25 protein-coding genes are annotated in these 25,466 nt (G+C 58.7%); 15 read left to right on the top strand and 10 right to left on the bottom strand.

What is annotated here, in order from left to right; all coding sequences use genetic code 11:
• Positions 1-6: 6 nt before the first annotated feature.
• The 4 genes from JJD74_RS08625 to dksA all read right to left on the bottom strand — a co-directional run bounded on the left by JJD74_RS08625 (position 7) and on the right by dksA (position 4,734).
• Complete coding sequence (locus tag JJD74_RS08625; RefSeq protein ID WP_162184591.1) at positions 7-2,961, bottom strand: sensor histidine kinase; 2,955 nt, start codon at positions 2,959-2,961, stop codon at positions 7-9.
• A complete protein-coding gene (locus JJD74_RS08620; RefSeq protein WP_003176118.1) occupies positions 2,945-3,121 on the bottom strand; it encodes a hypothetical protein in 177 nt (58 codons plus the stop codon). The genes JJD74_RS08625 and JJD74_RS08620 overlap by 17 nt, the downstream gene beginning before the upstream one ends.
• 77 nt (positions 3,122-3,198) lie before the next feature.
• On the bottom strand, positions 3,199-4,095 hold the full coding sequence (gene gluQRS / locus JJD74_RS08615) for a tRNA glutamyl-Q(34) synthetase GluQRS (protein ID WP_200612983.1): 897 nt from the start codon (positions 4,093-4,095) through the stop codon (positions 3,199-3,201).
• A gap of 195 nt (positions 4,096-4,290) precedes the next feature.
• On the bottom strand, positions 4,291-4,734 hold the full coding sequence (gene dksA / locus JJD74_RS08610) for an RNA polymerase-binding protein DksA (protein WP_042561095.1): 444 nt from the start codon (positions 4,732-4,734) through the stop codon (positions 4,291-4,293).
• A 335-nt stretch (positions 4,735-5,069) separates the two neighbouring features.
• Here dksA and JJD74_RS08605 point away from each other — a divergent pair, with 335 nt between their 5' ends.
• Together JJD74_RS08605 and sfsA are read left to right on the top strand one after the other, a co-directional pair.
• On the top strand, positions 5,070-6,242 hold the full coding sequence (locus tag JJD74_RS08605) for a pyridoxal phosphate-dependent aminotransferase (protein WP_042561094.1): 1,173 nt from the start codon (positions 5,070-5,072) through the stop codon (positions 6,240-6,242).
• Positions 6,242-6,955, top strand: a complete 714-nt coding sequence (gene sfsA, locus JJD74_RS08600; protein ID WP_047303250.1) for a DNA/RNA nuclease SfsA — start codon at positions 6,242-6,244, stop codon at positions 6,953-6,955. Before JJD74_RS08605 ends, sfsA begins: the two co-directional genes overlap by 1 nt.
• On the opposite strand, the gene JJD74_RS08595 is transcribed toward sfsA, so the two are convergent.
• The gene (locus tag JJD74_RS08595; protein ID WP_150595344.1) at positions 6,952-7,269 is read right to left on the bottom strand and encodes a Rieske (2Fe-2S) protein; all 318 of its coding nucleotides are present in this window, start codon (positions 7,267-7,269) and stop codon (positions 6,952-6,954) included. The two genes, sfsA and JJD74_RS08595, sit on opposite strands and share 4 nt — an antisense overlap.
• A 159-nt stretch (positions 7,270-7,428) precedes the next feature.
• Between JJD74_RS08595 and JJD74_RS08590 the strand changes: the two genes are divergently transcribed.
• The 4 genes from JJD74_RS08590 to JJD74_RS08575 are packed head-to-tail and all read left to right on the top strand — an operon-like array spanning position 7,429 to position 10,975.
• Positions 7,429-8,301 carry a heme/hemin ABC transporter substrate-binding protein gene (locus JJD74_RS08590; RefSeq protein ID WP_200612980.1) on the top strand — a complete coding sequence of 291 codons (873 nt, stop codon included), beginning with the start codon at positions 7,429-7,431 and terminating at the stop codon, positions 8,299-8,301.
• Positions 8,302-8,351: 50 nt separating this feature from the next.
• Positions 8,352-9,335: a FecCD family ABC transporter permease gene (locus JJD74_RS08585; protein ID WP_181818468.1), complete on the top strand. Its 984-nt coding sequence runs from the start codon at positions 8,352-8,354 to the stop codon at positions 9,333-9,335.
• Positions 9,335-10,102: a heme ABC transporter ATP-binding protein gene (locus tag JJD74_RS08580; RefSeq protein WP_115146574.1), complete on the top strand. Its 768-nt coding sequence runs from the start codon at positions 9,335-9,337 to the stop codon at positions 10,100-10,102. The genes JJD74_RS08585 and JJD74_RS08580 overlap by 1 nt, the downstream gene beginning before the upstream one ends.
• Before the next feature lie 21 nt (positions 10,103-10,123).
• A complete protein-coding gene (locus JJD74_RS08575) occupies positions 10,124-10,975 on the top strand; it encodes a ChaN family lipoprotein (protein WP_200612976.1) in 852 nt (283 codons plus the stop codon).
• A 233-nt stretch (positions 10,976-11,208) separates the two neighbouring features.
• Here JJD74_RS08575 and JJD74_RS08570 read toward each other — a convergent pair whose 3' ends face one another.
• The 4 genes from JJD74_RS08570 to JJD74_RS08555 form a co-directional block, all read right to left on the bottom strand.
• Positions 11,209-12,003 carry a Crp/Fnr family transcriptional regulator gene (locus JJD74_RS08570; RefSeq protein ID WP_200612974.1) on the bottom strand — a complete coding sequence of 265 codons (795 nt, stop codon included), beginning with the start codon at positions 12,001-12,003 and terminating at the stop codon, positions 11,209-11,211.
• Positions 12,004-12,019: 16 nt separating this feature from the next.
• Positions 12,020-12,292 (bottom strand): TfoX/Sxy family protein, encoded by a 273-nt coding sequence (locus JJD74_RS08565; RefSeq protein ID WP_042561087.1) that lies wholly within the window; start codon positions 12,290-12,292, stop codon positions 12,020-12,022.
• 286 nt (positions 12,293-12,578) lie between these two features.
• Positions 12,579-12,923, bottom strand: coding sequence for a pentapeptide repeat-containing protein (locus JJD74_RS08560; RefSeq protein ID WP_007909940.1), 345 nt, complete (start codon positions 12,921-12,923; stop codon positions 12,579-12,581).
• A 91-nt stretch (positions 12,924-13,014) separates the two neighbouring features.
• Positions 13,015-14,571, bottom strand: coding sequence for a bifunctional aminoglycoside phosphotransferase/ATP-binding protein (locus JJD74_RS08555; protein WP_200612971.1), 1,557 nt, complete (start codon positions 14,569-14,571; stop codon positions 13,015-13,017).
• A gap of 118 nt (positions 14,572-14,689) precedes the next feature.
• Here JJD74_RS08555 and mrcB point away from each other — a divergent pair, with 118 nt between their 5' ends.
• Genes mrcB through JJD74_RS08540 form a run of 3 tightly spaced genes read left to right on the top strand, consistent with a single transcriptional unit; the run spans position 14,690 to position 18,115 of the window.
• On the top strand, positions 14,690-17,014 hold the full coding sequence (gene mrcB / locus JJD74_RS08550; RefSeq protein WP_200612968.1) for a penicillin-binding protein 1B: 2,325 nt from the start codon (positions 14,690-14,692) through the stop codon (positions 17,012-17,014).
• A gap of 16 nt (positions 17,015-17,030) precedes the next feature.
• The gene (locus tag JJD74_RS08545) at positions 17,031-17,780 is read left to right on the top strand and encodes a lipoprotein (protein ID WP_047303231.1); all 750 of its coding nucleotides are present in this window, start codon (positions 17,031-17,033) and stop codon (positions 17,778-17,780) included.
• A complete protein-coding gene (locus tag JJD74_RS08540) occupies positions 17,780-18,115 on the top strand; it encodes a YqcC family protein (protein ID WP_047303230.1) in 336 nt (111 codons plus the stop codon). Before JJD74_RS08545 ends, JJD74_RS08540 begins: the two co-directional genes overlap by 1 nt.
• An 18-nt stretch (positions 18,116-18,133) precedes the next feature.
• Here JJD74_RS08540 and JJD74_RS08535 read toward each other — a convergent pair whose 3' ends face one another.
• Positions 18,134-18,550: a DUF4124 domain-containing protein gene (locus JJD74_RS08535; protein ID WP_200612965.1), complete on the bottom strand. Its 417-nt coding sequence runs from the start codon at positions 18,548-18,550 to the stop codon at positions 18,134-18,136.
• 399 nt (positions 18,551-18,949) lie between these two features.
• Here JJD74_RS08535 and JJD74_RS08530 point away from each other — a divergent pair, with 399 nt between their 5' ends.
• From JJD74_RS08530 to msrQ, 6 genes are all read left to right on the top strand, one after another.
• On the top strand, positions 18,950-20,674 hold the full coding sequence (locus JJD74_RS08530; RefSeq protein WP_200612962.1) for an acetolactate synthase 3 large subunit: 1,725 nt from the start codon (positions 18,950-18,952) through the stop codon (positions 20,672-20,674).
• A 2-nt stretch (positions 20,675-20,676) separates the two neighbouring features.
• On the top strand, positions 20,677-21,168 hold the full coding sequence (gene ilvN, locus JJD74_RS08525; RefSeq protein WP_003176102.1) for an acetolactate synthase small subunit: 492 nt from the start codon (positions 20,677-20,679) through the stop codon (positions 21,166-21,168).
• Positions 21,169-21,214: 46 nt separating this feature from the next.
• Positions 21,215-22,231 (top strand): ketol-acid reductoisomerase, encoded by a 1,017-nt coding sequence (ilvC, locus tag JJD74_RS08520; protein ID WP_042561081.1) that lies wholly within the window; start codon positions 21,215-21,217, stop codon positions 22,229-22,231.
• 147 nt (positions 22,232-22,378) lie between these two features.
• The gene (gene pssA / locus JJD74_RS08515) at positions 22,379-23,236 is read left to right on the top strand and encodes a CDP-diacylglycerol--serine O-phosphatidyltransferase (RefSeq protein WP_042561080.1); all 858 of its coding nucleotides are present in this window, start codon (positions 22,379-22,381) and stop codon (positions 23,234-23,236) included.
• 63 nt (positions 23,237-23,299) lie between these two features.
• Positions 23,300-24,313: a protein-methionine-sulfoxide reductase catalytic subunit MsrP gene (gene msrP / locus JJD74_RS08510; protein ID WP_200612959.1), complete on the top strand. Its 1,014-nt coding sequence runs from the start codon at positions 23,300-23,302 to the stop codon at positions 24,311-24,313.
• Positions 24,313-24,936 (top strand): protein-methionine-sulfoxide reductase heme-binding subunit MsrQ, encoded by a 624-nt coding sequence (msrQ, locus tag JJD74_RS08505; RefSeq protein ID WP_200612956.1) that lies wholly within the window; start codon positions 24,313-24,315, stop codon positions 24,934-24,936. The genes msrP and msrQ overlap by 1 nt, the downstream gene beginning before the upstream one ends.
• Positions 24,937-25,466: the final 530 nt, after the last annotated feature.

The raw sequence follows: 25,466 nt of genomic DNA, 5'->3' as shown, positions 1-25,466 counted from the left end.
ACGGTCTCAGTTCACAGCGGACGTCGCTTCGACATGACGCGGTAAGGTCACCCGGATACGGGTGCCGCGTTGGCTTTGTACATCAGCCGGGCTGTCGATGGTGATTTGTCCATAATGCTCTTCAACGATGGAATAGACCAGTGCAAGGCCCAGACCGGTGCCTTCGCCAGGATCCTTGGTGGTGAAGAAGGGTTCGAACAATCGGTCCATGATGTTCTTCGGAATACCGCTGCCTTCGTCCTCCACGATCAGATCGACCGTGTGTTCGCCGGCTTCACTCTTGACCCGCACCGCGCTGTGCGGCGGGGAGGCGTCACGAGCGTTGGAGAGCAGATTGATCAGCACTTGGGCGAGCCGCTGCGGATCGCCTTCGACCCAGTGATCGGGATCGCAGAGGTTGTAGAACTGCACTTCGAAATTGCGCCGGTTCAATGCCAGCAGACCGATCGCATCCTGCGCGACTTCGGCCAGACAAACGGGCTCGTCGCTGTGCTGATGGCTGCCAGCATGGGCGAAGCTCATCAGCGACTGGACGATGCGTGACACGCGTTTGGTCTGTTCAAGAATCTGCCCGCTGATTTCGGTCAGCTCGCTATCGTCTTCGCGTTCTTCGCGCAGGTTCTGCGCCAGACAGGCGATGCCGGTGATCGGATTGCCGATTTCATGGGCCACGCCCGCAGCAAGACGACCGATGCTGGCCAGGCGCTCGGAGTGCACCAGTTTGTCTTCGAGCATCTGGGTTTCGGTGAGATCTTCGACCAGCAGCACCAGACCGCTGTTGCCGGGGGCCAGCGGTTCGTCAATCGCTGCTTTGTGCAGATTGAGCCAGCGCGTCTGGCCGTCGAGGGCCAGGTGTTGTTTGTGCAAGTGCTCATCGGGCAGGTTGATGAAGCCCTGGAGCAATTCTTTCCACGGATCGCCAATGGTACTCAGGCGCGAGCCGACCACGCGTTGCGCAGCGATCCCGGTGAGTTCTTCCATGGCCTTGTTCCACATCAGGATCTCCTGATCCTTGGCCAGCGAGCAGACGCCCATCGGCAGTTCCTGCAAGGTCTGGCGGTGGTAGCGGCGCAGCGCATCGAGTTCGGCAGCCAGACCTGTGAGGCGCGAGTGGTAATCCTCGAGGCGGCTTTCGATGAAGTGAATGTCTTCGGTCACGTAGTTTTCGCCGCCGGCCTTGTACGGCAGGAAGGTTTCGACCATGTCCTGAGCGACGCTTGGGCCCATCAGACCGGAAAGGTTGGCTTCGATACGGTCGCGCAAACGACGCAAGGCGTACGGGCGGCGTTCATCGAACGGCAGATAAAGATCACGCAGCGCCTGTTCGACTTCTTTCTGCGCAGCCTTGGCGCCCAGCGGTTTGGCCAGTTGCGTGGCGAACTCCTGTGGCGAGGCGGCATGCAGTTCGCGGCGTTGCGGGCGACGCACGTTGTCCACCGCGCAGGCTTCGGCAGCGGACGCTTCCTCGGGGCTGGCGTTGGTGAACAGCGAGATCAGGGTGAACATCAGCACGTTGGCGGCCAGCGAGGCGATCGCCGCCATGTGCCAACTGGTGTCGTCCAGCACGTAAATCATGTTCAGCAGCGGGATGTAGAAACCTTGCAGATTGCCGACCAGCGGCAGGAGCATGGTCACCACCCACACCAGAATCCCCGCCAACAGACCGGCGATAAAACCGCGCCGATTGGCGGTCGGCCAGTACAGCACCGACAACACGCCCGGCAGGAATTGCAACGTGGCCACAAAAGCAACGATGCCCAGGTTGGCCAGATCCTGGCCGGCGCCGAGCATCAGATAGAAGCCGAAACCGGCCATGATGATCGCGACGATCAGCGCCCGGCGGGTCCACTTCAGCCAGCGATAGATATTGCCTTCGGCGGGCGGCTGATAAAGCGGCAGCACCAGGTGGTTCAGCGCCATGCCCGACAGTGCCAGGGTGGTGACGATGATCAGGCCGCTGGCCGCCGACAAACCACCAACGTAGGCGAGCAATGCCAGCGGCTTGCTGTTGGCGGCAATGCCGATGCCGAGGGTGAAATATTCCGGGTCGGTGGTGGCGCCGAGCTTGAGGCCGGCCCACAAAATCAGCGGCACTGCCAGGCTCATCAGCAGCAGGAACAGCGGCAAACCCCAGCTTGCGCTGACTAATGAGCGCGGGTTGAGGTTTTCGGTGAAGGTCATGTGATACATGTGCGGCATCACGATTGCCGAAGCGAAAAACACCAGCAGCAGCGTGCGCCACGGGCCTTCCTGCAACGGCGTGTGCAACGCGGCGAGGGCGGTCTGGTTTTGCAGCAGCCACAGCTCAAGCTGTTGCGGGCCGTCGAATACGCCGTACAGCGCATACAGGCCAACGCCGCCGAGGGCGATCAGTTTGATCACCGATTCGAAAGCAATCGCGAACACCAGCCCTTCGTGCTTCTCGCGAGTGGCGATATGCCGGGAGCCGAAGAAAATCGTGAACAGAATGATCAGCGCGCAGAACGCCAGCGCCACGCGGCTCTGAATCGGCTCGCCGGTGAGGATGCCAATGGAATCGGCCACCGCTTGAATCTGCAACGCCAGCAGCGGCAGCACGCCGATCAGCATGAAAATCGTGGTCAGCGCCCCGGCCCAGGTGCTGCGAAAGCGGAAGGCAAACAGATCCGCCAGCGACGACAGTTGATAGGTGCGGGTGATTTTCAGGATCGGATAGAGCAGCACCGGCGCCAGCAAAAATGCGCCGGACACCCCGAGATAACTGGACAGAAAGCCGTAGCCGTACTGATAGGCCAGGCCCACCGTGCCGTAGAAAGCCCAGGCACTGGCGTAAACCCCCAGCGATAACGTGTAAGTCAGCGGATGGCGAATGATCGCCCGTGGAATCATTCCACGCTCACTGATCCAGGCTACGCCAAACAGTGCGGCCAGGTAGGCGGCGCTGATCAGGAGCATCTGGGTCAGGCTAAAGCTCATCGGCATCTTTTTGGCTCTGCAGGATGAAGGTCACGACAATCAGGATCAGCCAAAGCAGATAGGGGCGATACCAGGCGCCCGTAGCGTCGATCCACCAATCCATGATGGCGGGCGAAAACAGATAGATCCCCACGACCAAAAGCAGGACCAAGCGATAGATGTACATCCCGGCCTCTCTTTTTTATGCGCGTGCCCGAAAACGTGCGGCGATGGTAACGGATGGCAGCGCGACTGCAAGTGTCGTCATAGCAGTTGCGCTTCGGGCAGGGTCAGTGTGCGCGGGATCCGGGTGGCATCCCAGTGCGCGCTGCCCCACTTCAGCAGTTCCTGCGGCGTGGCGTGTTCGAGTTCCGCGCCGGGGTTTTGCCCCAATGCACGCAAGGCCCGCAGCAGCAACGGCGTGGCTTGATCCGCCTCAAGCGGCGGCGAGCGGTAGGACTTGCCGAGTTTGTTGCCGTCCGGTTGGGTGATCAACGGCAGGTGCAGGTAGCGCGGTTGAGGCAAGCCCAGCAGTTCTTGCAGATAGAGCTGGCGCGGCGTGGAGTCGAGCAGATCGGCACCGCGCACGATATCGGTAATGCCTTGCCAGGCATCGTCGAGCACCACGGCCAGTTGGTAGGCATAGAGGCCGTCGCGACGGCGGATCACAAAGTCGCCGACATCGCGGCCCAGATGCTGGCGATATTCGCCCTGCACCCGATCAATGCAGTGATATTCCAGCTCCGGCACGCGCAGGCGGATCGCCGCGTCTTGCTGGTCGTGGCCGGCGTTGCGGCACAACCCCGGATAAATCCCGTGATAAGGCTCCAATTGCTTGCGCGAGCAGGTGCAGGCGTAGGCCAGGCCGTGATTGAACAGGCTGTTGAGCACTTGGGCATAAGCGTCGTGTCGATCGCTCTGGCGCACCATGTCGCCATCCCATTCAAAGCCGTAGCTTTCCAGGGCCTTGAGGATCGCTACCTGCGCGCCGGGCTCTTCGCGCGGCGGGTCGAGGTCCTCCATACGCACCAGCCAGCGGCCGCCGACCGAACGCGCGTCCAGGTAAGAGGCGAGGGCAGCGACCAGCGAGCCGAAGTGCAGGTGGCCACTGGGTGTCGGGGCGAAGCGGCCGATGTAGGCGGGGGAAGTCTTGGCAGTCATGAATGCGATAGTACTTTTGAGGACTTGCGGCGGCCACTGTGGGAGCGAGCCTGCTCGCGAAAGCGCAGTGTCAGACAATTAAATGCTGAATGACACACCGTTTTCGCGAGCAGGCTCGCTCCCACAAAAGCAGATAGCAAACGGCAGAAACAAAAACGGAGCGTTCGCACGCTCCGTTTTTCGTTCAGGTCGATATTACTTGCCGACCTGCTTTTCCTTGATTTCAGCCAGGTTCTTACAGTCGACGCACATGTCGGCGGTAGGACGGGCTTCGAGGCGCTTGACGCCGATCTCGATGCCGCAGGATTCACACCAGCCGTAATCTTCGTTCTGGATCAGATCAAGCGTCTTGTCGATCTTCTTGATTAGCTTGCGCTCGCGATCGCGGGCGCGCAGTTCCAGGGCGAATTCTTCTTCCTGGCTGGCACGGTCGGCCGGGTCAGGGAAGTTGGCCGCTTCGTCTTTCATGTGGTCGACAGTACGGTCGACTTCCTGCATCAAGTCCTGCTTCCACTTGTTCAGGATCTTGGTGAAGTGGGCCCGCATTGGGGCGCCCATGTACTCTTCGTCTTTGGCCTGAACATAAGGTTCGAAACCGCTGACGGTCGGATTAGCCTGTTGCTTTGCTTGGGTGGGCATGAAATGGACCGCCTCTACTCTTGTAATCCATTGCGCAGGATTGCTCCATCACCGACACCTGCCGGCCCTGCGGCTGCAAGCGGGCGAACTTACCAGATCAATTCGGCCCGCGCTACTCCCGGATGTCGAGGCTGCGGCCGACGGTGCCTGGAAATGTTTGCCAAGCCGTGTCTGGCGGTGTTGAAGACCTGTTCAATCACTGATTTTAGTCAATCCTGGAGCGTACGTTCTTATCGTTACAGTCCAGCGTTCTTGTGGCTGTGACCGCTACGGGTTCTCGCTCGTTCCGGCAGATGGGTAGAATCGTTTCTTTTTCCCCCGTCGAAGGAAGGCCAATGGCTCAGCCCTACAGTGCGCGCAGTCGTGCGATCGAACCGTTCCATGTGATGGCGCTGCTGGCGCGGGCCAATGAATTGCAGGCTGAAGGGCACGATGTGATCCACCTGGAAATCGGCGAGCCGGACTTCACCACGGCCGAGCCGATCATCCAGGCGGGGCATGCGGCACTCACGGCGGGCAAGACGCGCTACACCGCCGCGCGCGGTATTCCCGAGCTGCGCGAAGCGATTTCCGGTTTTTATCAGTCGCGATACGGCTTGAACATTGATCCGCGGCGCATCCTGATCACACCGGGTGGCTCCGGGGCCCTCCTGCTGGCCAGTGCTCTGCTGGTCGATCCCGGTAAACACTGGTTGCTGGCGGACCCGGGTTATCCGTGCAACCGGCACTTCCTGCGCTTGGTCGAAGGCGCTGCGCAGCTTGTTCCGGTAGGGCCGGAGGTGCGTTACCAACTGACTCCGGACCTGGTCGAGCGGCACTGGGATCACGACAGTGTCGGCGCACTGGTGGCCTCGCCGGCCAACCCGACCGGGACGATCCTGACCCGCGATGAACTCGCCGGGTTATCCACAGCCATCAAGGCGCGACACGGGCATCTGGTGGTGGATGAGATCTATCACGGCCTGACTTACGGCACCGATGCGGCCAGCGTTCTGGAAGTTGATGACAGCGCTTTTGTGCTCAACAGTTTCTCCAAATATTTCGGCATGACCGGATGGCGTCTCGGCTGGTTGGTCGCACCGGATGCGGCAGTCAGTGAATTGGAAAAACTCGCGCAGAACCTCTACATCAGCGCACCGAGCATGGCCCAGTACGCGGCGCTGGCGTGTTTCGAGCCGGATACCATCGCGATTCTTGAGGAGCGCCGAGCCGAATTTGGCCGACGTCGAGATTTCCTGCTGCCGGCATTACGCGAGTTGGGGTTCAACATCGCAGTAGAACCGGAAGGCGCGTTTTATCTCTACGCGGATATCAGCAAGTTCGGCGGCGATGCCTTCGCGTTCTGCCGTCATTTCCTCGAAACCGAGCACGTTGCGTTTACCCCTGGGCTCGATTTTGGCCGTTATCAGGCCAGTCACCATGTGCGATTTGCCTACACGCAAAACCTCCCTCGCTTACAGGAAGCGGTGGAGCGGATTGCCCGTGGCTTGAAGAGCTGGCAAGCCTGATGCGGTTTTATCCTCCTCTGGAAGAGGCGCGACTGATCCGTCGATATAAGCGTTTTCTCACCGATATCGAGACCGTTAACGGCGAGTTGCTGACTATTCACTGCCCGAACACCGGTTCGATGCTCAATTGTCAGGTCGAGGGCGGGCAGGTCTGGTTTAGCCGATCCAACGACCCGAAGCGCAAATTACCCGGCACTTGGGAAATCGGTGAAACCCCGCAAGGACGCTTGTTCTGCGTGAATACCGCTCGAGCCAATGGATTGGTTGAAGAGGCGTTGCAGGCCGGCGTCATTACCGAGTTGAACGGTTTTACCGCGTTGAAGCGAGAAGTGGCTTACGGGCAGGAAAAAAGCCGCATTGATTTTCGCCTCGAATACCCGAGCGGCCCGGCTTACGTGGAAGTGAAAAGCGTCACGCTGGGTTTCGATGGCACGAACGTGGCGGCGTTTCCCGATGCTGTCACCCAGCGCGGCGCCAAGCATTTGCGTGAGCTGGCGCATCTGGCGCGGGATGGGATTCGTGCTGTGCAGCTGTATTGCGTGAATCTCAGCGGAATTGAGGCAGTGCGTCCGGCCGAAGAAATCGATTCGGCCTATGCCGAGGCGTTGCGTGAGGCGGTCGCCTGTGGTGTTGAGGTTTTGGCTTACGGGGTTCGCCTGAGCCATGAAGAAATGGTGATCGACCGCCGCCTCGATGTGCTGCTCAACGGTTAAACATCTATCCACAGGCCTTGCGCATCTTCGCGGCAAGGTATGGCCGTCAGCGATTGTCCGGCGCAGGGCCCGGAAACGCATTCACCGTCCTCGATCAGAAACAGTGCGCCGTGAGTGGCGCACTGGATCAGGCTATTGCTCGGGTCGAGAAACTGGTCGGGTTGCCATTCCAGCCCTACACCGCGGTGCGGGCAGCGATTGAGATAGACATACGCCTGACCGTCGCGACGCACGGCAAACAGTTTTTTTCCGTCGACATCAAAACCGCGGCTGCCGGCCTCGGCCAGATCGGCGCCCGCGCAGAGAAACTTCATGGCTATCCTCTAGTGTCGTGTCGGGATATGTCCGAGCTTGACGTTTAAATGCAAACAATTATCAAATGGCGGCCTTCACCCGAAGGCGCCGGACAGATGCCGAGGATACTTGGCCTGACATCCTGACGCCCGGGAAAACCTTGTTCAAGGAAGCTGTGTATGCGCCTGAGTACCCGCGTTGCTGTGCTGTGTGTCGGACTTTTCGTCAGTCACCAGGCTGCAGCGGCTGATTTGCCGCAACGTTGGGTCAGTGCCGGCGGTTCGCTGTCGGAGTGGGTCAGTGCGCTGGGTGGCGAGTCGAAACTGGTCGGCGTCGATACCACCAGTCAGCATCCGCAAACGTTGAAGGCTCTGCCGAGCATCGGCTATCAGCGCAGTCTGTCTGCGGAGGGCATCCTCAGTTTGCGTCCGGACATTCTGATCGGTACCGAGGAAATGGGCCCGCCACCGGTGCTGGCGCAGGTGAAAGCGGCCAAGGTTCAGGTGGAATTGTTCTCGGCTCAACCGGATCTGCCGACACTGGAGAAAAACGTCTCCCATCTGGGCCAGCTACTTGGAGCGGAAAAACAGGCCACCCAACTGCTGCAAAGTTATCAACAGCAACTCGACGCGCAAAAAACGCGGGTGACTGAAGCGCAATCCAAACAAGAGGCGCCGGGTGTGCTGCTGTTACTCGGGCATGCCGGTGGCAAGCCGCTGATTGCTGGCAAGGACACCGCCGCTGACTGGCTGCTGCAACAGGCAGGCGGGCGTAATCTCGCCACCCACACCGGGTACAAGCCGTTTTCCGTGGAATCCCTCGCCAGCCTTGATCCTGAAGTGCTGGTGTTCTCCGACCGAGCGTTAACCGGTGAGGCGGCCAAAACTGCGTTGTTCAAGGAAAACCCTATTCTCAACTCCAGTCGCGCGGCCAAGGCCGGGCGGGTGCTGGAGCTCGATCCAACCCTGTTGGTCGGTGGGCTCGGACCACGTTTGCCGGCAGCGCTGAAAACCCTGTCTGACGGTTTTTACCCGGCCAAGAGCGGCCAATGACCACGCTGGTAAAACCCCGCAGCCTGTTTATCGGCCTGACACTTCTGTGTCTGCTGGCGATCTGGTTGTCGTTGGCGTTGGGGCCGGTCAGCCTGCCACTGTTCGATACGTTGCGCGCGGCGTTGCGCATGATCGGCGTACCGCTGGCACCGGAAGGGCTGGAGCAGGCTGAGCTGATTCTCGGGCAGATTCGTCTGCCGCGAACCTTGCTCGGGCTGGCGGTCGGCGGCGTGCTGGCGTTGTCGGGGGTCGCGATGCAGGGACTGTTTCGCAACCCATTGGCAGACCCGGGTCTGGTCGGCGTTTCCAGTGGCGCGGCGCTGGGCGCGGCGATTGCGATTGTCGGCGGTTCTTTTTTTGGTGGCTTGCCGGAATGGTTCGGGCCTTATCTGTTGTCGGCGTGCGCGTTTCTTGGTGGGCTCGGTGTTACAGCACTGGTTTATCGTCTCGGTCGGCGCAATGGGCAAACCAATGTCGCGACCATGTTGCTGGCGGGGATCGCGCTGACGGCACTCGCCGGTTCGGCAGTTGGCCTGTTCACTTATCTGGCAGATGACGCGACCCTGCGTACGCTGACGTTCTGGAACCTCGGTAGCCTCAATGGCGCCAGTTATGCGCGGCTGTGGCCGTTGCTGATCATCAGCGCCGCTGTTGCGCTGTGGTTGCCGCGTCGGGCGAAGGCACTGAACGCCTTGTTGCTGGGTGAATCCGAGGCCGGGCATTTGGGCATCGATGTTGAACGGCTCAAACGTGAACTGGTTTTTTGCACGGCGCTGGGTGTCGGCGCGGCAGTGGCGGCGGCGGGGATGATCGGGTTTGTCGGGCTGGTGGTGCCACATCTGGTGCGATTGCTGGCCGGCCCTGATCACCGGGTCTTGCTGCCGGCCTCGGTGTTAGCCGGGGCGAGCCTGTTGTTGCTGGCCGATCTGGTGGCGCGACTGGCCCTGGCGCCGGCGGAGTTGCCGATCGGTATCGTCACGGCGTTTATCGGTGCACCGTTCTTCCTGTATCTGCTGCTGCGAGGGCGTGCCTGATGTTGCGTACGCACAATCTGCACATCCGCCGTGGTCGTAAAACCGTGCTCAGCGGTATCACCCTTGAGCTTGAACCGGGTGAAGTACTCGGTGTGCTCGGTCCGAATGGCGCCGGAAAAAGTACCTTGCTCGGCGCTTTGTGCGGTGAGTTGACGGCCAGTGAGGGAGAGGTCTTGCTCGACGCGCACGTGTTGAGCCACTGGACCGGCACCCAACGCGCGCAACGCCTGGCCGTGTTACCGCAGGTGTCGACGCTGGATTTTGCCTTTCGCGTCGAAGAAGTGGTCGGCATGGGGCGTTTGCCTTATCAAAGTGGCCGGGTGCGCGATGACGAGATTGTCGCCGCGGCACTGGCGGCCGCAGACGCCGGGCATCTGAGCGGTCGCAGTTATCTGGCGTTGTCCGGTGGCGAACGGCAGCGCGTGCATCTGGCGCGGGTGCTTGCGCAACTCTGGCCGGGGCAGGCGGGGCAAACGCTGTTGCTGGATGAGCCGACCTCGATGCTCGACCCGCTGCATCAACACACGACGTTGCAAGCGGTGCGCGAGTTTGCCGATCGTGGCGCCGCCGTGCTGGTGATCCTGCATGATCTGAATCTGGCAGCACGTTATTGTGATCGCGTGTTGCTGCTTGAAGGCGGGCGTCCGGTAGCATTGGACACGCCGCAACAGGTATTGCAGCCGGAAACGCTCAAAGCCGTGTTCGGCCTTGAGGTATTGGTGCAGCCGCACCCGGAGCGTGGGCATCCGCTGATCATCGCCCGCTGATTTTCTCATCGAGGTGATCGCATGCGTGGGATGTGGCTTTTGGCTGTGTTGTTGCTCGCCGGGTGTCAGCATGTTGCTGCGCCGCCGCCGATCGGTGGTCAGATTCGTGATCTGCACAGCGGTCAGGTGCTGACCGCGCAGCAATTGCTCGCGCGTCTCGCCGAACCCGATCGGGTGATCGTCGGTGAGCAGCATGACAACGCCGACCACCACGCTGCGCAGTTATGGCTTTTACAGTCGCTTGGTGAGCTACGGCCGCAGGGCAGCCTGCTGCTGGAAATGCTCACGCCGGATCAACAGGCCAAAGTTACTGCGGTTCGCCAGTCCGCGTCGCCTCCCTCTGACCTTCCCGGCGCATTGGCCTGGCAGGAAGGTTGGGACTGGAATCTCTATGGACCGATTGTCCGCTTCGCCCTCACGCAACCGTATCCGCTGCTGGCCGCCAACCTGGATAACGGCGAAATCCGCGCCTTCTATCGTAATCCGCCGGTTTTGAGTGGCAAGCGCAGCAATGCTGACGCAGTGAAAACGAATTTGCTGGGGCAGATCAGCGATTCTCACTGTGGTCTGCTGCCTGATTCACAGATGCCGGCGATGCTGGCGGTTCAGCAGCAGCGGGATCGACGCATGGCAGAGGTTTTGCTGTCGGCGCCGACTCCGTCCTTGCTGCTGGCCGGTGCGTGGCATGCGCGCAAGGATGTCGGGGTGCCGCTGCACGTCGTGGATGTGAGCGAGTTCCGAGCACCGACGGTGCTGATGCTGGCAGAGCAGGGCGATGAGGTGACTGAGGCGATGGCCGATTACGTCTGGTACACCCCGGCCACCCCGAAGCGCGATTACTGTGAAGAGATGCGTAAACAGTTCGGCAAATGACTTTTCCACAGGCAAAAAAAAGACCCGGTAAGAACCGGGTCAAATAACCGTGATTAGCCTGATGAGGAGATAATCTGAGAGTCCGAACCAAGGGCTTTTCAGAATATCGACTGATCTCGCGACCAGTTGTGATAATCATAGCGATTCTCATTACCATGTCAATCGCTGATTCTGCATTTATTCGATCTGATCTCTGCAATGGCTCGAACGTCCCGTAAATAAAGGAGTTCGCGCTATCCTTTGTCAGCCGTCAAACGGGCGATCTGTTGGTTCATTTGGCCGATGCGCCGCGCCATGCTCGCGATCAGGCTGTGGGCGATCTTCGGATTACTGCTGGTCATGCTCAAAAATTGATCCCCGGGAATCAGCATGACTGTGCAAGGTTCTCGCGTGATCACCGTAGCGTTGCGCGGCTCCCCGGTGAACAGCGCCATGGCGCCGAAAATTTCGTCCTTGGGAACCTCGCCGACCTTGTGTCCGTCGACAAAGGCTTCGGCGTGCCCCTCGATGATCACGAACACGTGATCGGCGGGGTCGCCTTGGTGAATCAGGGTTTCCCCGGCCTCGACCCGCTTGAAACCGTTGGTACTGCGAAACTCCCGCGGTTTCAGTTCGGCCACGGCGTGGGCGAGGAGGGCCATTTGTCCCAGCAGATACTCGAGAAATAGCTCCGCACGGCTGGCGTCTGCAAATAAATGCTGGAAGACATCACTGCGCCGATAAGGCAGCAAACGTAACGGCCCGTCACTGCGCAAGCGGCAATCGGCCCAGGCGTCACTCTGCTGGAGGCCGATCAAGTCGCCTTCCTGCCAATAGAACAGTGCGCGCGAACCGATGAAACCATTGATCACCCCTTCAGCCAGTAGAAACACCTGATCGTCGGGCAACTGCGCCGACAGGTCATCAGTCGCTTCCAGCTCAATTGCCGGCCCGCACGACAAGAGGCCTTCCAGCCACCGTGCAGGCAGATTCTGCAAACGGTTGATCATTGCGTCGGCCAATGCCGATTGTTCCCCAAGCAGGTACATGGCAGTCAGCGCCCGTTCAGTTCTTGTGGCGTGTGGAAATGGCTTCGAGCTGCTTGTTCAGGGCGTCCTTGCGTTCGGCGGGGATGTCGTTCCAGTGCACATCCATCAACGCGCCTTCGATCGCATACAGCAACACCTTCGACGCGCGAAACCCGCGGGTGCGCACGGCCCGGTAGGCGTCCACTGCGCCCAGGCGACGCAAGTCCGAGGCGCTGTGGATGCCCACGGCATGCAGCCATTGCGCCGACGTCTTCCCAAGATTCTTCAGGTGTTGCAGTTCATCATTCATCAAGCCTCCTTGCGACGGCCGAATGGTGCGTGGGCGAGCTTCTCAGGAGTGTAGCCATCAGTAGGAAAAGCGTGGTTGTTTGGTCGGATTCAACGCAAAAGCTTCTAAGAAACGACAACCGGAGGGTGTGAAAGGCCTGCGAACGCAGAAAGAAGGGGGCAAACAAATATCAAATGTGGGAGCGAGCCTGCTCGCGAAAGCGGTCTTACTTTCACGATCAGGGTGACTGACACTCCGTCTTCGCGAGCAGGCTCGCTCCCACAGGGTGGGTGTGGTGTCAGAGATATCAGCGAGTGCGATAACGCAGGCGTGTGCCGAAATTCATCGACATCAGAATCTCGTCAGCACTCAGTTCCGGCGGGAAGTACGCTCCGGAAATCTGCGCGTGGGCCAGGCTTGCGCCTTCAAGCGACGCGTTGCGGAAATCAATGCCACGCAAATCGGCAGAACGGAAATACGCGTCCCGGAAATCTACGCCATCGGCGTTCAATTCGCGCAAATCGAGGCCACGGAAGTCGCCACCGACCATGTCGATCGGGCCGTCTTGTGGGCGTTCCTTGTTGAAACCTGTGATGTCATCTTTATGCAGCAAGGCATACAGCGGGGTGTCGAGAAGTTTCGGCTGGCTCATGTCACATCACCTGTTGGTTTTATGACGCCAGTATAGTGCCACTATTTAGCGGCCGTGAAGCGAGCGAGGGCTTCACGGCCGAAATAGTTTCTTACAGGCCTGGCAGGCGCTGACGGATCTGCGCGACAACGGTGTCCAGTGTCCCGGATTCATTGGTCTGAACGCGTTTGCTGCGCAGAATCTCTTCTGGCGTCAACGCTTCGCGGTTGGCCTGTTGTGCTTCGATCACAGCCAACGTGGCGTCGGACGGATCCTGTTTATCGGCCTGACGAATCGCCAGCCAGCTCTCGATCACTGCTTGCGGGGCGTTGCAGTCGAGGATCAGGAACGGTGTGCCAGTCGCTTCAGCGATTTTTGCGGCGTTATCGCGCTGCTCACGCTTGAGGTAAGTCGCATCGATAACCACCGGGAAACCGGCGTGCAGGATGACCTCGGCAATTTCATGCAGGCGCGAGTAGGTTTTGGCGCTGGCGTCGGCGCTGTAAATGCCGGCCTGCACATCGTTGGCCACGGTCTGCTCGCCGAACAAACGCTTGCGTTCAACGTCGGAGCGCAGACGAATTGCCCCCAGTGCTTCGACCAGGCGCATGGCCACGTGGCTCTTGCCGACAGCGGAAACGCCGTGGGTAATCGCCATGAAGCGCGAAGGAATGGTGCTGTAGCTTTCCGCCAGGTTGGCGTAGTTGCGGTACTGGCGCAGGGTAGTGGCGCGCTGCACCGGAGTCGCGTCCGCCGGCATGCTGAACAGGGCCACTTTGGCGCGAACCAGTGCGCGGTAGGCTTTATAGAAGTTCAGCACTTCCAGGCCTTGGTAGTCGCCGGTCAGTTCCAGGTATTGGCTGATGAAGCGGCGAGCCAGCGACTTCAGGCCGCGGTCTTCCAGGTCCATCGCGAGGAAACCGGTGTCGGCGTAGACGTCGGTGAAGCGGAATGGCTCGTTGAATTCGATGCAGTCGAAGATCACCACTTTGCCGTCGATGACGGTGGCGTTGCCCAAGTGGATGTCACCATGGCATTCACGGGTGAAACCTTCGGCCTTGCGCTGAGCGAACAGCGGCTTTAGGCGCTCGAAGCTGCTTTCGGCCCAGGCTTTCAGAGCCTCGAGTTGCAGCAAATCGTTTTTGTCGCTGAGGAACGGCAGAATCTGTTCGAAGTTTTGCGACACCGGTGCCATCACGCTGTCCGGGGTGCCGGCGTCGTGTTCAGCCGGGACTTTCGGCGCGTTGAGGTGGAAGTGGGCAATCTGCTCGGCCATTTCATCGATGTGTTGGGTGGTCAGCTCGCCGTTGGCTTGCAGGGTGCTGAGCAAGCCGGACTGTGGAAACTGGCGCATTTTCAGCACGTAGTCGATCGCTGGGCCATCGCCGCCCAGTTGCGGGGCGTCGACGCTGCCCGTCACCGGCAACACTTCCAGATACAAATCCTCGGTCAAACGTTGGTTCAGACGCAGCTCTTCAGCGCAAAAGTGTTCGCGTTGATCGAGGCCGGTGAAGTCGAGGAAGCCGAAATTCACCGGCTTCTTCACTTTATAAGCAAAGGGGCCGGTGAGGATCACCCACGAAATATGGGTTTCGATGACCTGGAACCCTTCGACGGGGTGCGGATACAGGGCCGGGTTTTGCAGGGCAGCGATCAGGGACTGGCTCACGGGCGATCCTTCAGAGACTGGGGGAAATTCGAGGTCGCCATTATGGCCGCTCGCCCGCCTGACGCAAACCTCGGAGCGCTCCTGTTGAGTCTGAATAAAGTGCGTATAATCCGCCGCCATGACTCGAACTCGATCTCCCCGTACCAAGAAAAAACCACCTTCCAAGGGCCTGCGCCCATGGATGGGTTGGGCCATTAAACTCAGTCTGGTCGGCCTTGTAGTGCTGGCCGGCTTCGCCGTTTACCTCGATGCCGTGGTGCAGGAGAAGTTCTCCGGCAAGCGTTGGACCATCCCGGCCAAGGTATACGCGCGCCCGCTTGAGCTGTTCGTCGGACAGAAACTCAGCAAGGAAGATTTCCTCACCGAACTCGACGCACTCGGCTATCGCCGCGAAGCCGTGAGCAATGGCCCCGGCGCTGCCGCAGTCTCCGGAAACACCGTTGACCTGAATACCCGTGGCTTCCAGTTCTATGAAGGCCTTGAGAAGGCGCAACCCGTGCGCGTGCGCTTCTCGGGCGATTACGTGGCCGAGTTGTCGGCGACCAACGGTTCGAAACTGTCCGTGGTACGTCTGGAGCCGGTTCTGATCGGCGGGATTTATCCGAAGAACCTCGAAGACCGCATCCTGATCAAACTGGATCAGGTGCCGCCGTATCTGCTGGAAACCCTGGTCGCCGTCGAAGACCGGGATTTCTACAGCCACTGGGGCGTGTCGCCGAAGTCGATTGCCCGGGCGATCTGGGTCAACACCTCTGGCGGCAAGATGACTCAGGGTGGCAGTACGCTGACCCAGCAGTTGGTGAAAAACTTCTACCTGACCAACGAACGCAGCCTGAGCCGCAAGCTCACCGAAGCAATGATGGCGATGTTGCTGGAGCTGCATTACGACAAGAAGGAAATCCTTGAGGCGTACCTCAACGAAGTCTTTGTCGGTCAGGACGGTCAGCGCGCCGTGCACGGTTTTGGTCTGGCCAGTCAGTTCTTCTTCGGTCAGCCATTGTCCGAGCTCAAACTGCATCAGGTCGCGATGCTGGTGGGCATGGTCAAAGGCCCGTCTTATTACAACCCGCGCCGCAATCCTGAGCGTGCACTGGAACGTCGTAATCTGGTGCTCGACGTGCTCGAGCAGCAAGGCGTAGCGACTGCCGAGCAAGTGGCCGCCGCGAAGAATATGCCTCTGGGTGTCACCACTCGCGGCAAACTGGCCGATAGCTCCTTCCCGGGTTTTATCGACCTGGTCAAACGTCAGCTGCGTGAAGACTATCGCGACGAAGACTTGACTGAAGAAGGCCTGCGGATCTTCACCAGTTTCGACCCGATCCTGCAGATGAAAGCCGAGGCGTCGGTCAACGACACCTTCAAGCGTCTGTCCGGTCGCAAGGGCTCCGATGATGTGGAAGCGGCGATGGTCGTGACCAATCCTGAGACCGGCGAAGTCCAGGCCATGATCGGCAGCCGCCAGGCCAGTTATGCCGGTTTCAACCGGGCACTGGACGCCGTGCGGCCAATCGGCTCGTTGATCAAACCGGCGGTTTATCTGACTGCGCTGGAGAAACCGAGCCAGTACACGCTGACCAGTTGGCTGTCGGATGATCCGTTGTCGGTCAAAGGCGCGAACGGTCAAGTCTGGAAACCGCAGAATTACGATCGTCGTTCCCACGGCACTGTGTTCCTGTATCAGGGCCTGGCGCATTCCTACAACCTGTCGACCTCGCGCCTGGGTCTGGAAGTGGGCGTGCCGAATGTCCTCAAGACGCTGGCCCGTCTGGGGGTGACCCGTGAGTTCCCGGCGTTCCCGTCGATGTTGCTGGGTGCGGGCGCGATGACGCCGATGGAAGTGGCGACCATGTACCAGACGCTGGCCAACGGTGGTTTCAATACGCCGATGCGCGGCATTCGCAGCGTACTGACCGCCGAAGGGGAGCCGCTCAAGCGCTATCCGTTCCAGATCGAGCAGCGGTTTGATCCGGCCTCGATCTATCTGATCCAGAACGCCATGCAGCGGGTGATGCGCGAAGGTACCGGCAGCTCGGTTTATAACGTGTTGCCAAAGACTCTGACGCTGGCCGGCAAGACCGGTACCAGTAACGATTCGCGCGACAGCTGGTTCGCAGGTTTCAGTCAAGACTTGCTGGCAGTGGTCTGGCTGGGCCGTGATGACAACGGCAAGACGCCGTTCACCGGCGCGACCGGTGCGTTGCAGGTCTGGAGCAGTTTCATGCGCAAGGCCGATCCGCTGCCGCTGGATATGCCGCAGCCGGACAACGTCGTGCAGGCATGGGTTGATTCGCGTACCGGGCAAGGTTCTGACGCCAACTGCCCGGGTGCGGTGCAGATGCCGTATATTCGCGGCAGCGAACCACCACCCGGCCCTGCGTGTGCAAGCGAAACGCCTGCATCTGGCGAGTCGGTGATGGATTGGGTCAAGGGCTGGATGAATTAAGCAAAGAGGGTTTCAAGTGAACAAGTGGTTGATTCCAGCGGTGACCGCCGTGGCTTTGCTCAGCGGCTGCTCTACCGTTCAGCGTGGTTCGATCCCTGTAGTGGATTCGGGCACAGCCGTGTCCAACAGCGAGCGCATTTCCGCCAATGGCGGTTTCCGTCAGACGACGGTCAAGCGTCCTGTGCAGGGCCAGCCTCAAGCCATCCCGCAAGGCGATACCGGCGTCGTAGTGATGGTGCCGGGCGGTGGCGCGACAACGTCGGCACCGATCAGCGCGGCGCCAATTGTGCCGGGCCCGGCATCCGGCGGTATTACGCCGGGGCCATATAACCCGTCGCCAGTCGAGTCGGCACCGATCAACTCCGGCAGCTACAGCATGCCCTCGACACCGAGCGGCATTCCTTCGGCCAGCAGTGGCGGTGGTTTGTCGGCGGACGAGCAACTGGATGGTCCGGTGCTCGCCTTGTTGACGACTGCTCAACAGCAACAGGCCGGTGGCGACCTCAACGGTGCGTCGTCGAGCCTTGAGCGCGCGCAACGTGTCGCCCCGCGTGAGCCGCAAGTGCTCTATCGTCTGGCTCAGGTGCGCATGGCTCAAGGCGATGCGCCACAGGCCGAGCAATTCGCCCGTCGTGCGTTGACCATGGCCGGCGGCCGTCCGGACTTGCAGGCCAACCTGTGGGAAATCATCGCTCAGTCCCGTGAGAAACAAGGTGATTCCGCTGGCGCTGCTCAGGCCCGTCAGAAGGCCAAGGTAACGCTGTGATGGATGCGCGCTTCCCGAAAATCGCCGATCAGTTATTGCTGATCGAGCGTGAGCTGCGTACCCAGGGCTGGTGGGATGAGGTCTCGCCGTCGGCCGAAGCCTTGAGCAGTGTCGAGCCGTTTTCGGTCGACACACTCGAGTTCGAGCAGTGGCTGCAATGGATCTTCCTGCCCCGCATGAAGATGATCCTTGAACAGGATCTGCCGCTGCCGAACGCCTCGGGCATTCAGGAAATGGCGGAAATGGTCTTCGCCCAGCGCAATCTGCAGGGCAAGGATCGACAGCTGCAGCTACTCCTTAAAGAGTTTGATCTGCTGATCACCGCTTCCCGCTGAACCGAAAACTGCCAGGCTTTACTGGCAGTTCTCTCTGATCTGTTTCTGCGCTTCGACAATGCGCTCCTGCCGTTGTGCATCATCCAGCCGCCGCAATTCTCCCCCCACGTCCTCTCGCAAACGCGGATTGTTCTGCAATTGCGCAAGATTCGTCCGTGCCTGCTCACAAAATGCCTTGAGCTGCGCTTGTTGGTCGTCGACCTGTTTCTTGACCTTGTCGTCGATGGCTTTCTGATCGCCCAGCACACCGCTGCCCGGCATGGCTGCGGGTTTTGCCGGGGCCGAGGAGGGCATGTGTACCGTGGTGGATGGTTGGCCTGGCGGAGGTTGCGCATCAAAGTGCGTGACACCTTGGGCATCGACCCATTTGTAAATCTGAGCGGCTGTGCACCATGGGCTGAGGCCGATCAGCAGGGTTAACAGAACCATTCGCATGCTGATTCCTTGGCAAAATTGCGCAATTGACGCTAACAGAGTAGCTGTTTTCAGGTTTTTTCTTGCGTTCTCATGTGCTTACCCACAATTAACCACAGAGACGGCTTGACTTGGAGAGGACGAAACAGAAGAATCCAAAGTCCGCTGTAGAGGGACTGCCAGAAGCAGACCCACTCGGTAGATCATGAGGCGCATACCCGCGCCGACCTGTTACACCCGCAACGCGTTACCTCGCGCTGGGTGGGAAAGGCCCGCAACACTTGGGACGATCCCAATACTTGCTCAGTCAGTGCTGACGTAGTCGGCGACCACCGTCGCTCATGCTCTGCCGAGAAGTAAACCTATTAAGACCCGTCCCATTTTCGTGGGCGGTATTCTGGCGTTTTAGAGGTGAACAACGTGGAGCTTTTATCTGGCGGTGAGATGCTCGTCCGCTTCTTGCGTGACGAAGGCGTCAAATATATCTACGGGTACCCGGGTGGTGCTCTCCTGCATGTTTACGATGCCCTGTTCAAAGAACCGGAAGTGACTCACATCCTGGTTCGTCACGAACAAGCGGCAACCCATATGGCTGACGGCTACGCCCGTGCCACCGGTAAAGCCGGCGTGGTATTGGTGACTTCCGGTCCAGGCGCCACAAACGCCATCACCGGTATTGCTACGGCCTATATGGACTCGATTCCAATGGTGATCATTTCCGGTCAGGTGCCAAGCACCATGGTCGGCACCGACGCGTTCCAGGAAACCGACATGATCGGTATCTCCCGGCCGATCGTGAAGCACAGCTTCATGATCAAGCACGCCTCGGAAATCCCGGAAGTCATGAAGAAAGCGTTCTACCTGGCGCAATCCGGTCGTCCTGGCCCGGTCGTGGTCGATATCCCGAAAGACATGACCAACCCGGCCGAAAAGTTCGAATACATCTTCCCCAAGAAAGCCAAGCTGCGCTCCTACAGCCCGGCCGTTCGTGGGCACTCCGGGCAAATCCGTAAGGCAGCAGAAATGCTCCTGGCGGCCAAGCGCCCAGTGCTGTACTCCGGCGGCGGCGTCATTTTGGGCAACGGTTCCGCTCCGCTGACCGAACTGGCGAAAATGCTCAACCTGCCGGTGACCAATACGTTGATGGGCCTGGGCGGTTTCCCTGGCACTGATCGTCAGTTCATCGGCATGCTCGGTATGCACGGCAGCTACACCGCTAACCTTGCGATGCACCATGCCGACGTGATCCTGGCGGTTGGCGCACGTTTCGATGACCGAGTGATCAACGGCCCGGCGAAGTTCTGCCCGAACGCCAAGATCATTCACATCGACATCGACCCGGCTTCGATTTCCAAGACCATCAAGGCCGACGTGCCTATCGTTGGTCCGGTGGAAAGCGTCCTGACCGAAATGGTCGCGATCCTCAAGGAAATCGGCGAGACCCCGAACAAGGAGTCCGTGGCCAGTTGGTGGAAGCAGGTTGATGAATGGCGCGGTGATCGCGGCCTGTTCCCTTACGACAAGGGCGACGGCAGCAAAATCAAGCCGCAGACCGTTATCGAAACCCTGTGCGAAGTGACCAAGGGCGATGCCTATATCACCTCCGACGTGGGTCAGCACCAGATGTTCGCTGCGCAGTACTACACGTTCAACAAGCCTAACCGCTGGATCAACTCCGGTGGCCTGGGCACCATGGGTTTCGGTTTCCCCGCAGCCATGGGCATCAAGTTGAGCTTCCCGGACGACAACGTTGCCTGCGTCACCGGCGAAGGCAGTATCCAGATGAACATCCAGGAACTGTCGACCTGCCTGCAATATGGCTTGCCAGTGAAAATCGTCATCCTGAACAACGGTGTTCTGGGGATGGTTCGTCAGTGGCAGGACATGAGCTATGGCAGCCGTCACTCGCACTCCTACATGGAATCGCTGCCTGACTTCGTCAAGTTGGCTGAAGCTTATGGCCACGTCGGCGTACGCATCACCGAATCGAAAGATTTGAAGTCGAAGATGGCAGAAGCGTTCGCCATGAAAGATCGTCTGGTGATCATCGATGTCTCGGTTGATACCAGCGAGCACGTCTACCCGATGCAGATCAAAGACGGCTCCATGCGCGATATGTGGCTGAGCAAGACGGAGCGTACTTAATCATGCGGCACATTATTTCCTTGCTTCTGGAAAACGAACCCGGCGCTTTGTCTCGCGTAGTCGGCCTGTTCTCGCAGCGCAACTACAACATCGAAAGCCTGACCGTGGCCCCGACCGAAGACCCGACCCTGTCGCGTCTGACGCTGACCACTGTGGGGCATGATGAAGTCATCGAGCAGATCACCAAAAACCTGAACAAGCTGATCGAAGTGGTCAAGCTGGTGGACCTTTCGGAAAGTGCTCACATCGAGCGCGAACTGATGCTGGTCAAGGTCAAGGCCACTGGCGCCCAGCGCGCCGAGATCAAACGCACCACCGATATTTACCGTGGACAGATCGTCGATGTCAGCGCCAGCGTGTATACCGTTCAATTGACCGGTACCAGCGACAAGCTCGACAGCTTCATTCAGTCCATCGGCACCGCATCGATTCTGGAAACCGTCCGTAGTGGCGTGACCGGTATTGCCCGCGGCGACAAAGTACTCAGCATCTAAACCAAATTAGCGAATGGCCTTAACGGCCTGGATATAGGGGAATTTCATGAAAGTTTATTACGAAAAAGACTGCGACCTGTCGATCATCCAGGGCAAGAAAGTTGCCATCATCGGTTACGGTTCCCAGGGCCATGCCCAGGCGTGCAACCTGAAAGACTCCGGCGTCGACGTCACCGTTGGTCTGCGTAAAGGTTCGGCCACCGTTGCCAAAGCTGAAGCTCACGGCCTGAAAGTGACCGACGTTGCTTCCGCTGTTGCTGCTGCCGACTTGGTCATGATCCTGACCCCGGACGAGTTCCAGTCTGCTCTGTACAAGAACGAAATCGAGCCGAACATCAAGAAAGGCGCCACCCTGGCCTTCTCCCACGGCTTCGCGATCCACTACAACCAGGTTATTCCGCGTGCCGACCTCGACGTGATCATGATCGCGCCGAAAGCACCGGGCCACACCGTACGTTCCGAGTTCGTGAAAGGCGGCGGTATTCCTGACCTGATCGCGATCTACCAGGACGCTTCCGGCAACGCCAAAAACGTTGCACTGTCCTACGCTGCCGGCGTTGGTGGCGGTCGTACCGGCATCATCGAAACCACCTTCAAGGACGAGACTGAAACCGACCTGTTCGGCGAGCAAGCCGTTCTGTGTGGCGGTACCGTTGAGCTGGTAAAAGCCGGTTTCGAAACTCTGGTTGAAGCTGGCTACGCGCCGGAAATGGCCTACTTCGAGTGCCTGCACGAACTGAAGCTGATCGTTGACCTCATGTACGAAGGCGGTATCGCCAACATGAACTACTCGATCTCCAACAACGCCGAATACGGCGAGTACGTGACCGGCCCGGAAGTGATCAACGCCGAGTCCCGTCAGGCCATGCGCAACGCCCTGAAACGTATTCAGGACGGCGAATACGCCAAAATGTTCATCAGCGAAGGCGCAACCGGCTACCCTTCGATGACCGCCAAGCGTCGTAACAACGCCGCTCACGGTATCGAAATCATCGGCGAGCAACTGCGCTCCATGATGCCGTGGATCGGTGCCAACAAGATCGTCGACAAAGCCAAAAACTAAGTCGTCGTCCCTTGTACGAAAAACGCGGCCTCGGCCGCGTTTTTTCGTTTGGGTCGGTGGTTCTGGTATAAAGCTGCATCGTTTGTGGCCGAACTGTCGTCCACAGGCACCTGTCGAATTTTTCCAAACCGTTGCAAGGTAATGTCCATGAGCGAACGTCCCGAAGAGCCGAACAAGGCTTCAGACGCCGAAAGCCTGCTGCCCATCGATGAGCACATCGAAGAAGGGCATGACGCAGAAGGCCGTAAAGTCCGGCATCGTGGTATCTATCTGCTGCCGAATCTATTCACCACTGCGAACCTGTTTGCCGGGTTTTACTCCATCATCAACTCGATGAGCGCGCAGGCGGCGTTGAGCGCTGGTGATTCCGTCAATGCGAGCAAGTATTTCGCGTTCGCCGCAATCGCGATTTTTGTCGCGATGGTGCTCGACGGTCTCGACGGTCGTGTCGCGCGCATGACCAACACGCAAAGTGCCTTCGGCGCCGAGTATGACTCGCTGTCCGACATGGTCGCCTTCGGTGTTGCCCCTGCATTACTGGCCTTCGGCTGGGCGCTGGGTGACATGGGCAAGGTCGGCTGGATGGTTGCCTTCATCTATGTAGCGGGCGCGGCGTTGCGTTTGGCGCGTTTCAACACTCAGGTGGGGACAGCGGACAAGCGCTACTTCATCGGGCTGGCCAGTCCGGCAGCTGCCGGCGTGGTGGCGGGTATTGTCTGGGCGTTCAGCGATTACGGCATCCAGGGTTCGAAGATGTCGTTTCTGGTTGCACTGATGGTGGCGGCTGCCGGCATGCTGATGGTCAGCAACATCAAGTACAACAGCTTCAAGGAGCTGGATTTGAAAGGTCGCGTGCCTTTCGTGGCAATCCTCGCGGTAGTGCTGGTGTTCGCTGTCGTGTTCAGCGATCCACCGCGCATTCTGCTGCTGGTATTCCTCGCTTATGCGGCTTCCGGCCCAATTCAGTATCTATTGCATCTTCGTCGTCACAAAAACGCCGAGTGATGTAATTTCCAGCATACTCCGCAGTCTATGGGTGCATCTGTCCTCCAAAGCTGCGGAGTTGCCATGCTCATCAAAATTCCTAAAGCGTCTGACTGCCATGAGTCGGACGTCACGTCTGAATCTATCTATCTGTCTCGCCGCCAGCTGCTCGGAGCCACCGCGGCCGGCATCGCCGTGAGCAGTCTTCCGCGCTGGGCCAATGCTGACGATGTGGTGCGATATGCCGATGTCGAACCTGGCAAGGCGCCCGCCTGGTTTGCCGAAAAACTCCCCTCTACTCAATGGGGGGCGGTAAACGTCAAGGATGAGGCGATCACGCCTTATAAGGACGCGACTCACTACAACAACTTCTATGAGTTCGGCACCGACAAGGGCGATCCGGCCGCTAATGCCGGTTCGTTGAAAACCGAACCGTGGAGTGTAGTGGTGGACGGGGAGGTGGGTAAGCCGGGGCGTTATGCGCTGGAAGACTTCATGAAACCGTACCAGTTGGAGGAGCGTATCTATCGTCTGCGCTGTGTCGAGGCCTGGTCGATGGTCATTCCGTGGATCGGGTTTCCCATCGCGGCGCTGCTCAAACAGGTCGAGCCGACTTCTAAGGCCAAGTACATTCGCTTTGAAACCCTTCAGGATCCTAAAAGCATGCCCGGGCAGCGATCAGGCTTTGCCTTGATCGAGTGGCCTTATGTAGAAGGCTTGCGTCTGGATGAGGCGATGAATCCATTGGCGATTCTGGCGGTGGGCATGTATGGCCGCGAATTGCCAAATCAGAACGGAGCTCCTCTGCGGTTGGTGGTGCCATGGAAGTATGGCTTCAAGAGTGTCAAATCCATCGTGCGTATCAGTCTTGTCAGTGAGCAGCCGAAAACGACCTGGCAAAGTATTGCGGCGGACGAATACGGCTTCTATGCAAATGTGAATCCGACTGTCGATCATCCGCGCTGGACGCAAGCGCGCGAGCGCAGGCTACCGAACAGTCTGTTCAAGCCGAATGTGCGCGATACCCAGATGTTCAACGGCTATTCGGAAGAAGTCGCTTCTTTATATACAGGGCTCGATCTGCGGAAGAACTACTGATGCGATATCCGGTCTGGCGGGTGAGTGTTTTCATTGCTGCAGCGATTTGGCCATTGCTGTGGTTCTATCAGGCTTTCGCGGATCTGCTTGGGCCGGATCCTGGCAAGGTGTTGGTTGACAGGCTGGGCCTTGGCACGTTGGTGCTGCTGTTGATCACCGTGAGCATGACGCCTTTGCAAAAACTGACCGGTTGGGCGGGGTGGATTGCTGTTCGGCGGCAGTTGGGCCTTTGGTGTTTTGCCTATGTGGTTTTGCACCTATGCAGCTATATGGCTTTTATCCTGGGTTTCGACTGGTCTCAACTGGGTGTCGAGTTGCGCAAGCGGCCATACATTATTGTCGGTGCGTTGGGTTTCCTCGGATTGTTGGCTTTAGCGGTAACCTCAAATCGCTACAGTCAGCGCCGTTTAGGTGCTCGCTGGAAGAAGCTGCATCGGCTGGTATACGTGATTCTTGGGCTGGGATTGCTGCATATGTTGTGGATCGCGCGCGCTGATCTCAAGGAATGGGCAATTTATGCTTTTATAGGTGTGCTGCTTCTATTGCTGCGTGTCCCTCCTGTTGCTCGTCGAATCCCGCGTTTACTGGCTAAAAAGCAGGTTCTGCAACAAAAGCGAAATTAGCGGTTGACGGCAGATTCCAGACGTCTATAATTCGCCCCACTTCCGGCGCAGTCGAAACGGAAAACTCCTTGAGATTCAATGAGTTAAGTAGGTTTCGAGAGTGGGTCGCTTCAGTTCATCGAAGCCTGGAAGGAGTTGAAAGAGCGGTGATGTTTGGCTCTTTTAACGGTTCGATCTTCTCGGTCGAAAGCGGAGAAAAAGAGGTGTTGACAACAGCGAGTAACGCTGTAGAATTCGCCTCCCGCTAACGAGAGATCGGAAGCGCAAGTGGTTGAAGTTGTTGAAGAATTCTTCGAAAACTTCTGAAAATAATCACTTGACAGCAAATGAGGCTGCTGTAGAATGCGCGCCTCGGTTGAGACGAAAGATCTTAACCAACCGCTCTTTAACAACTGAATCAAGCAATTCGTGTGGGTGCTTGTGGAGTCAGACTGATAGTCAACAAGATTATCAGCATCACAAGTTACTCCGCGAGAAATCAAAGATGTAACCAACGATTGCTGAGCCAAGTTTAGGGTTTCTTAAAAACC

This window comes from Pseudomonas sp. MF6776, from assembly GCF_016613125.1.
GTDB lineage: Bacteria > Pseudomonadota > Gammaproteobacteria > Pseudomonadales > Pseudomonadaceae > Aquipseudomonas > Aquipseudomonas iridis.
Note: the sequence above shows the minus strand (reverse complement) of the source record. Positions and strands in the feature narration are given on the sequence as shown.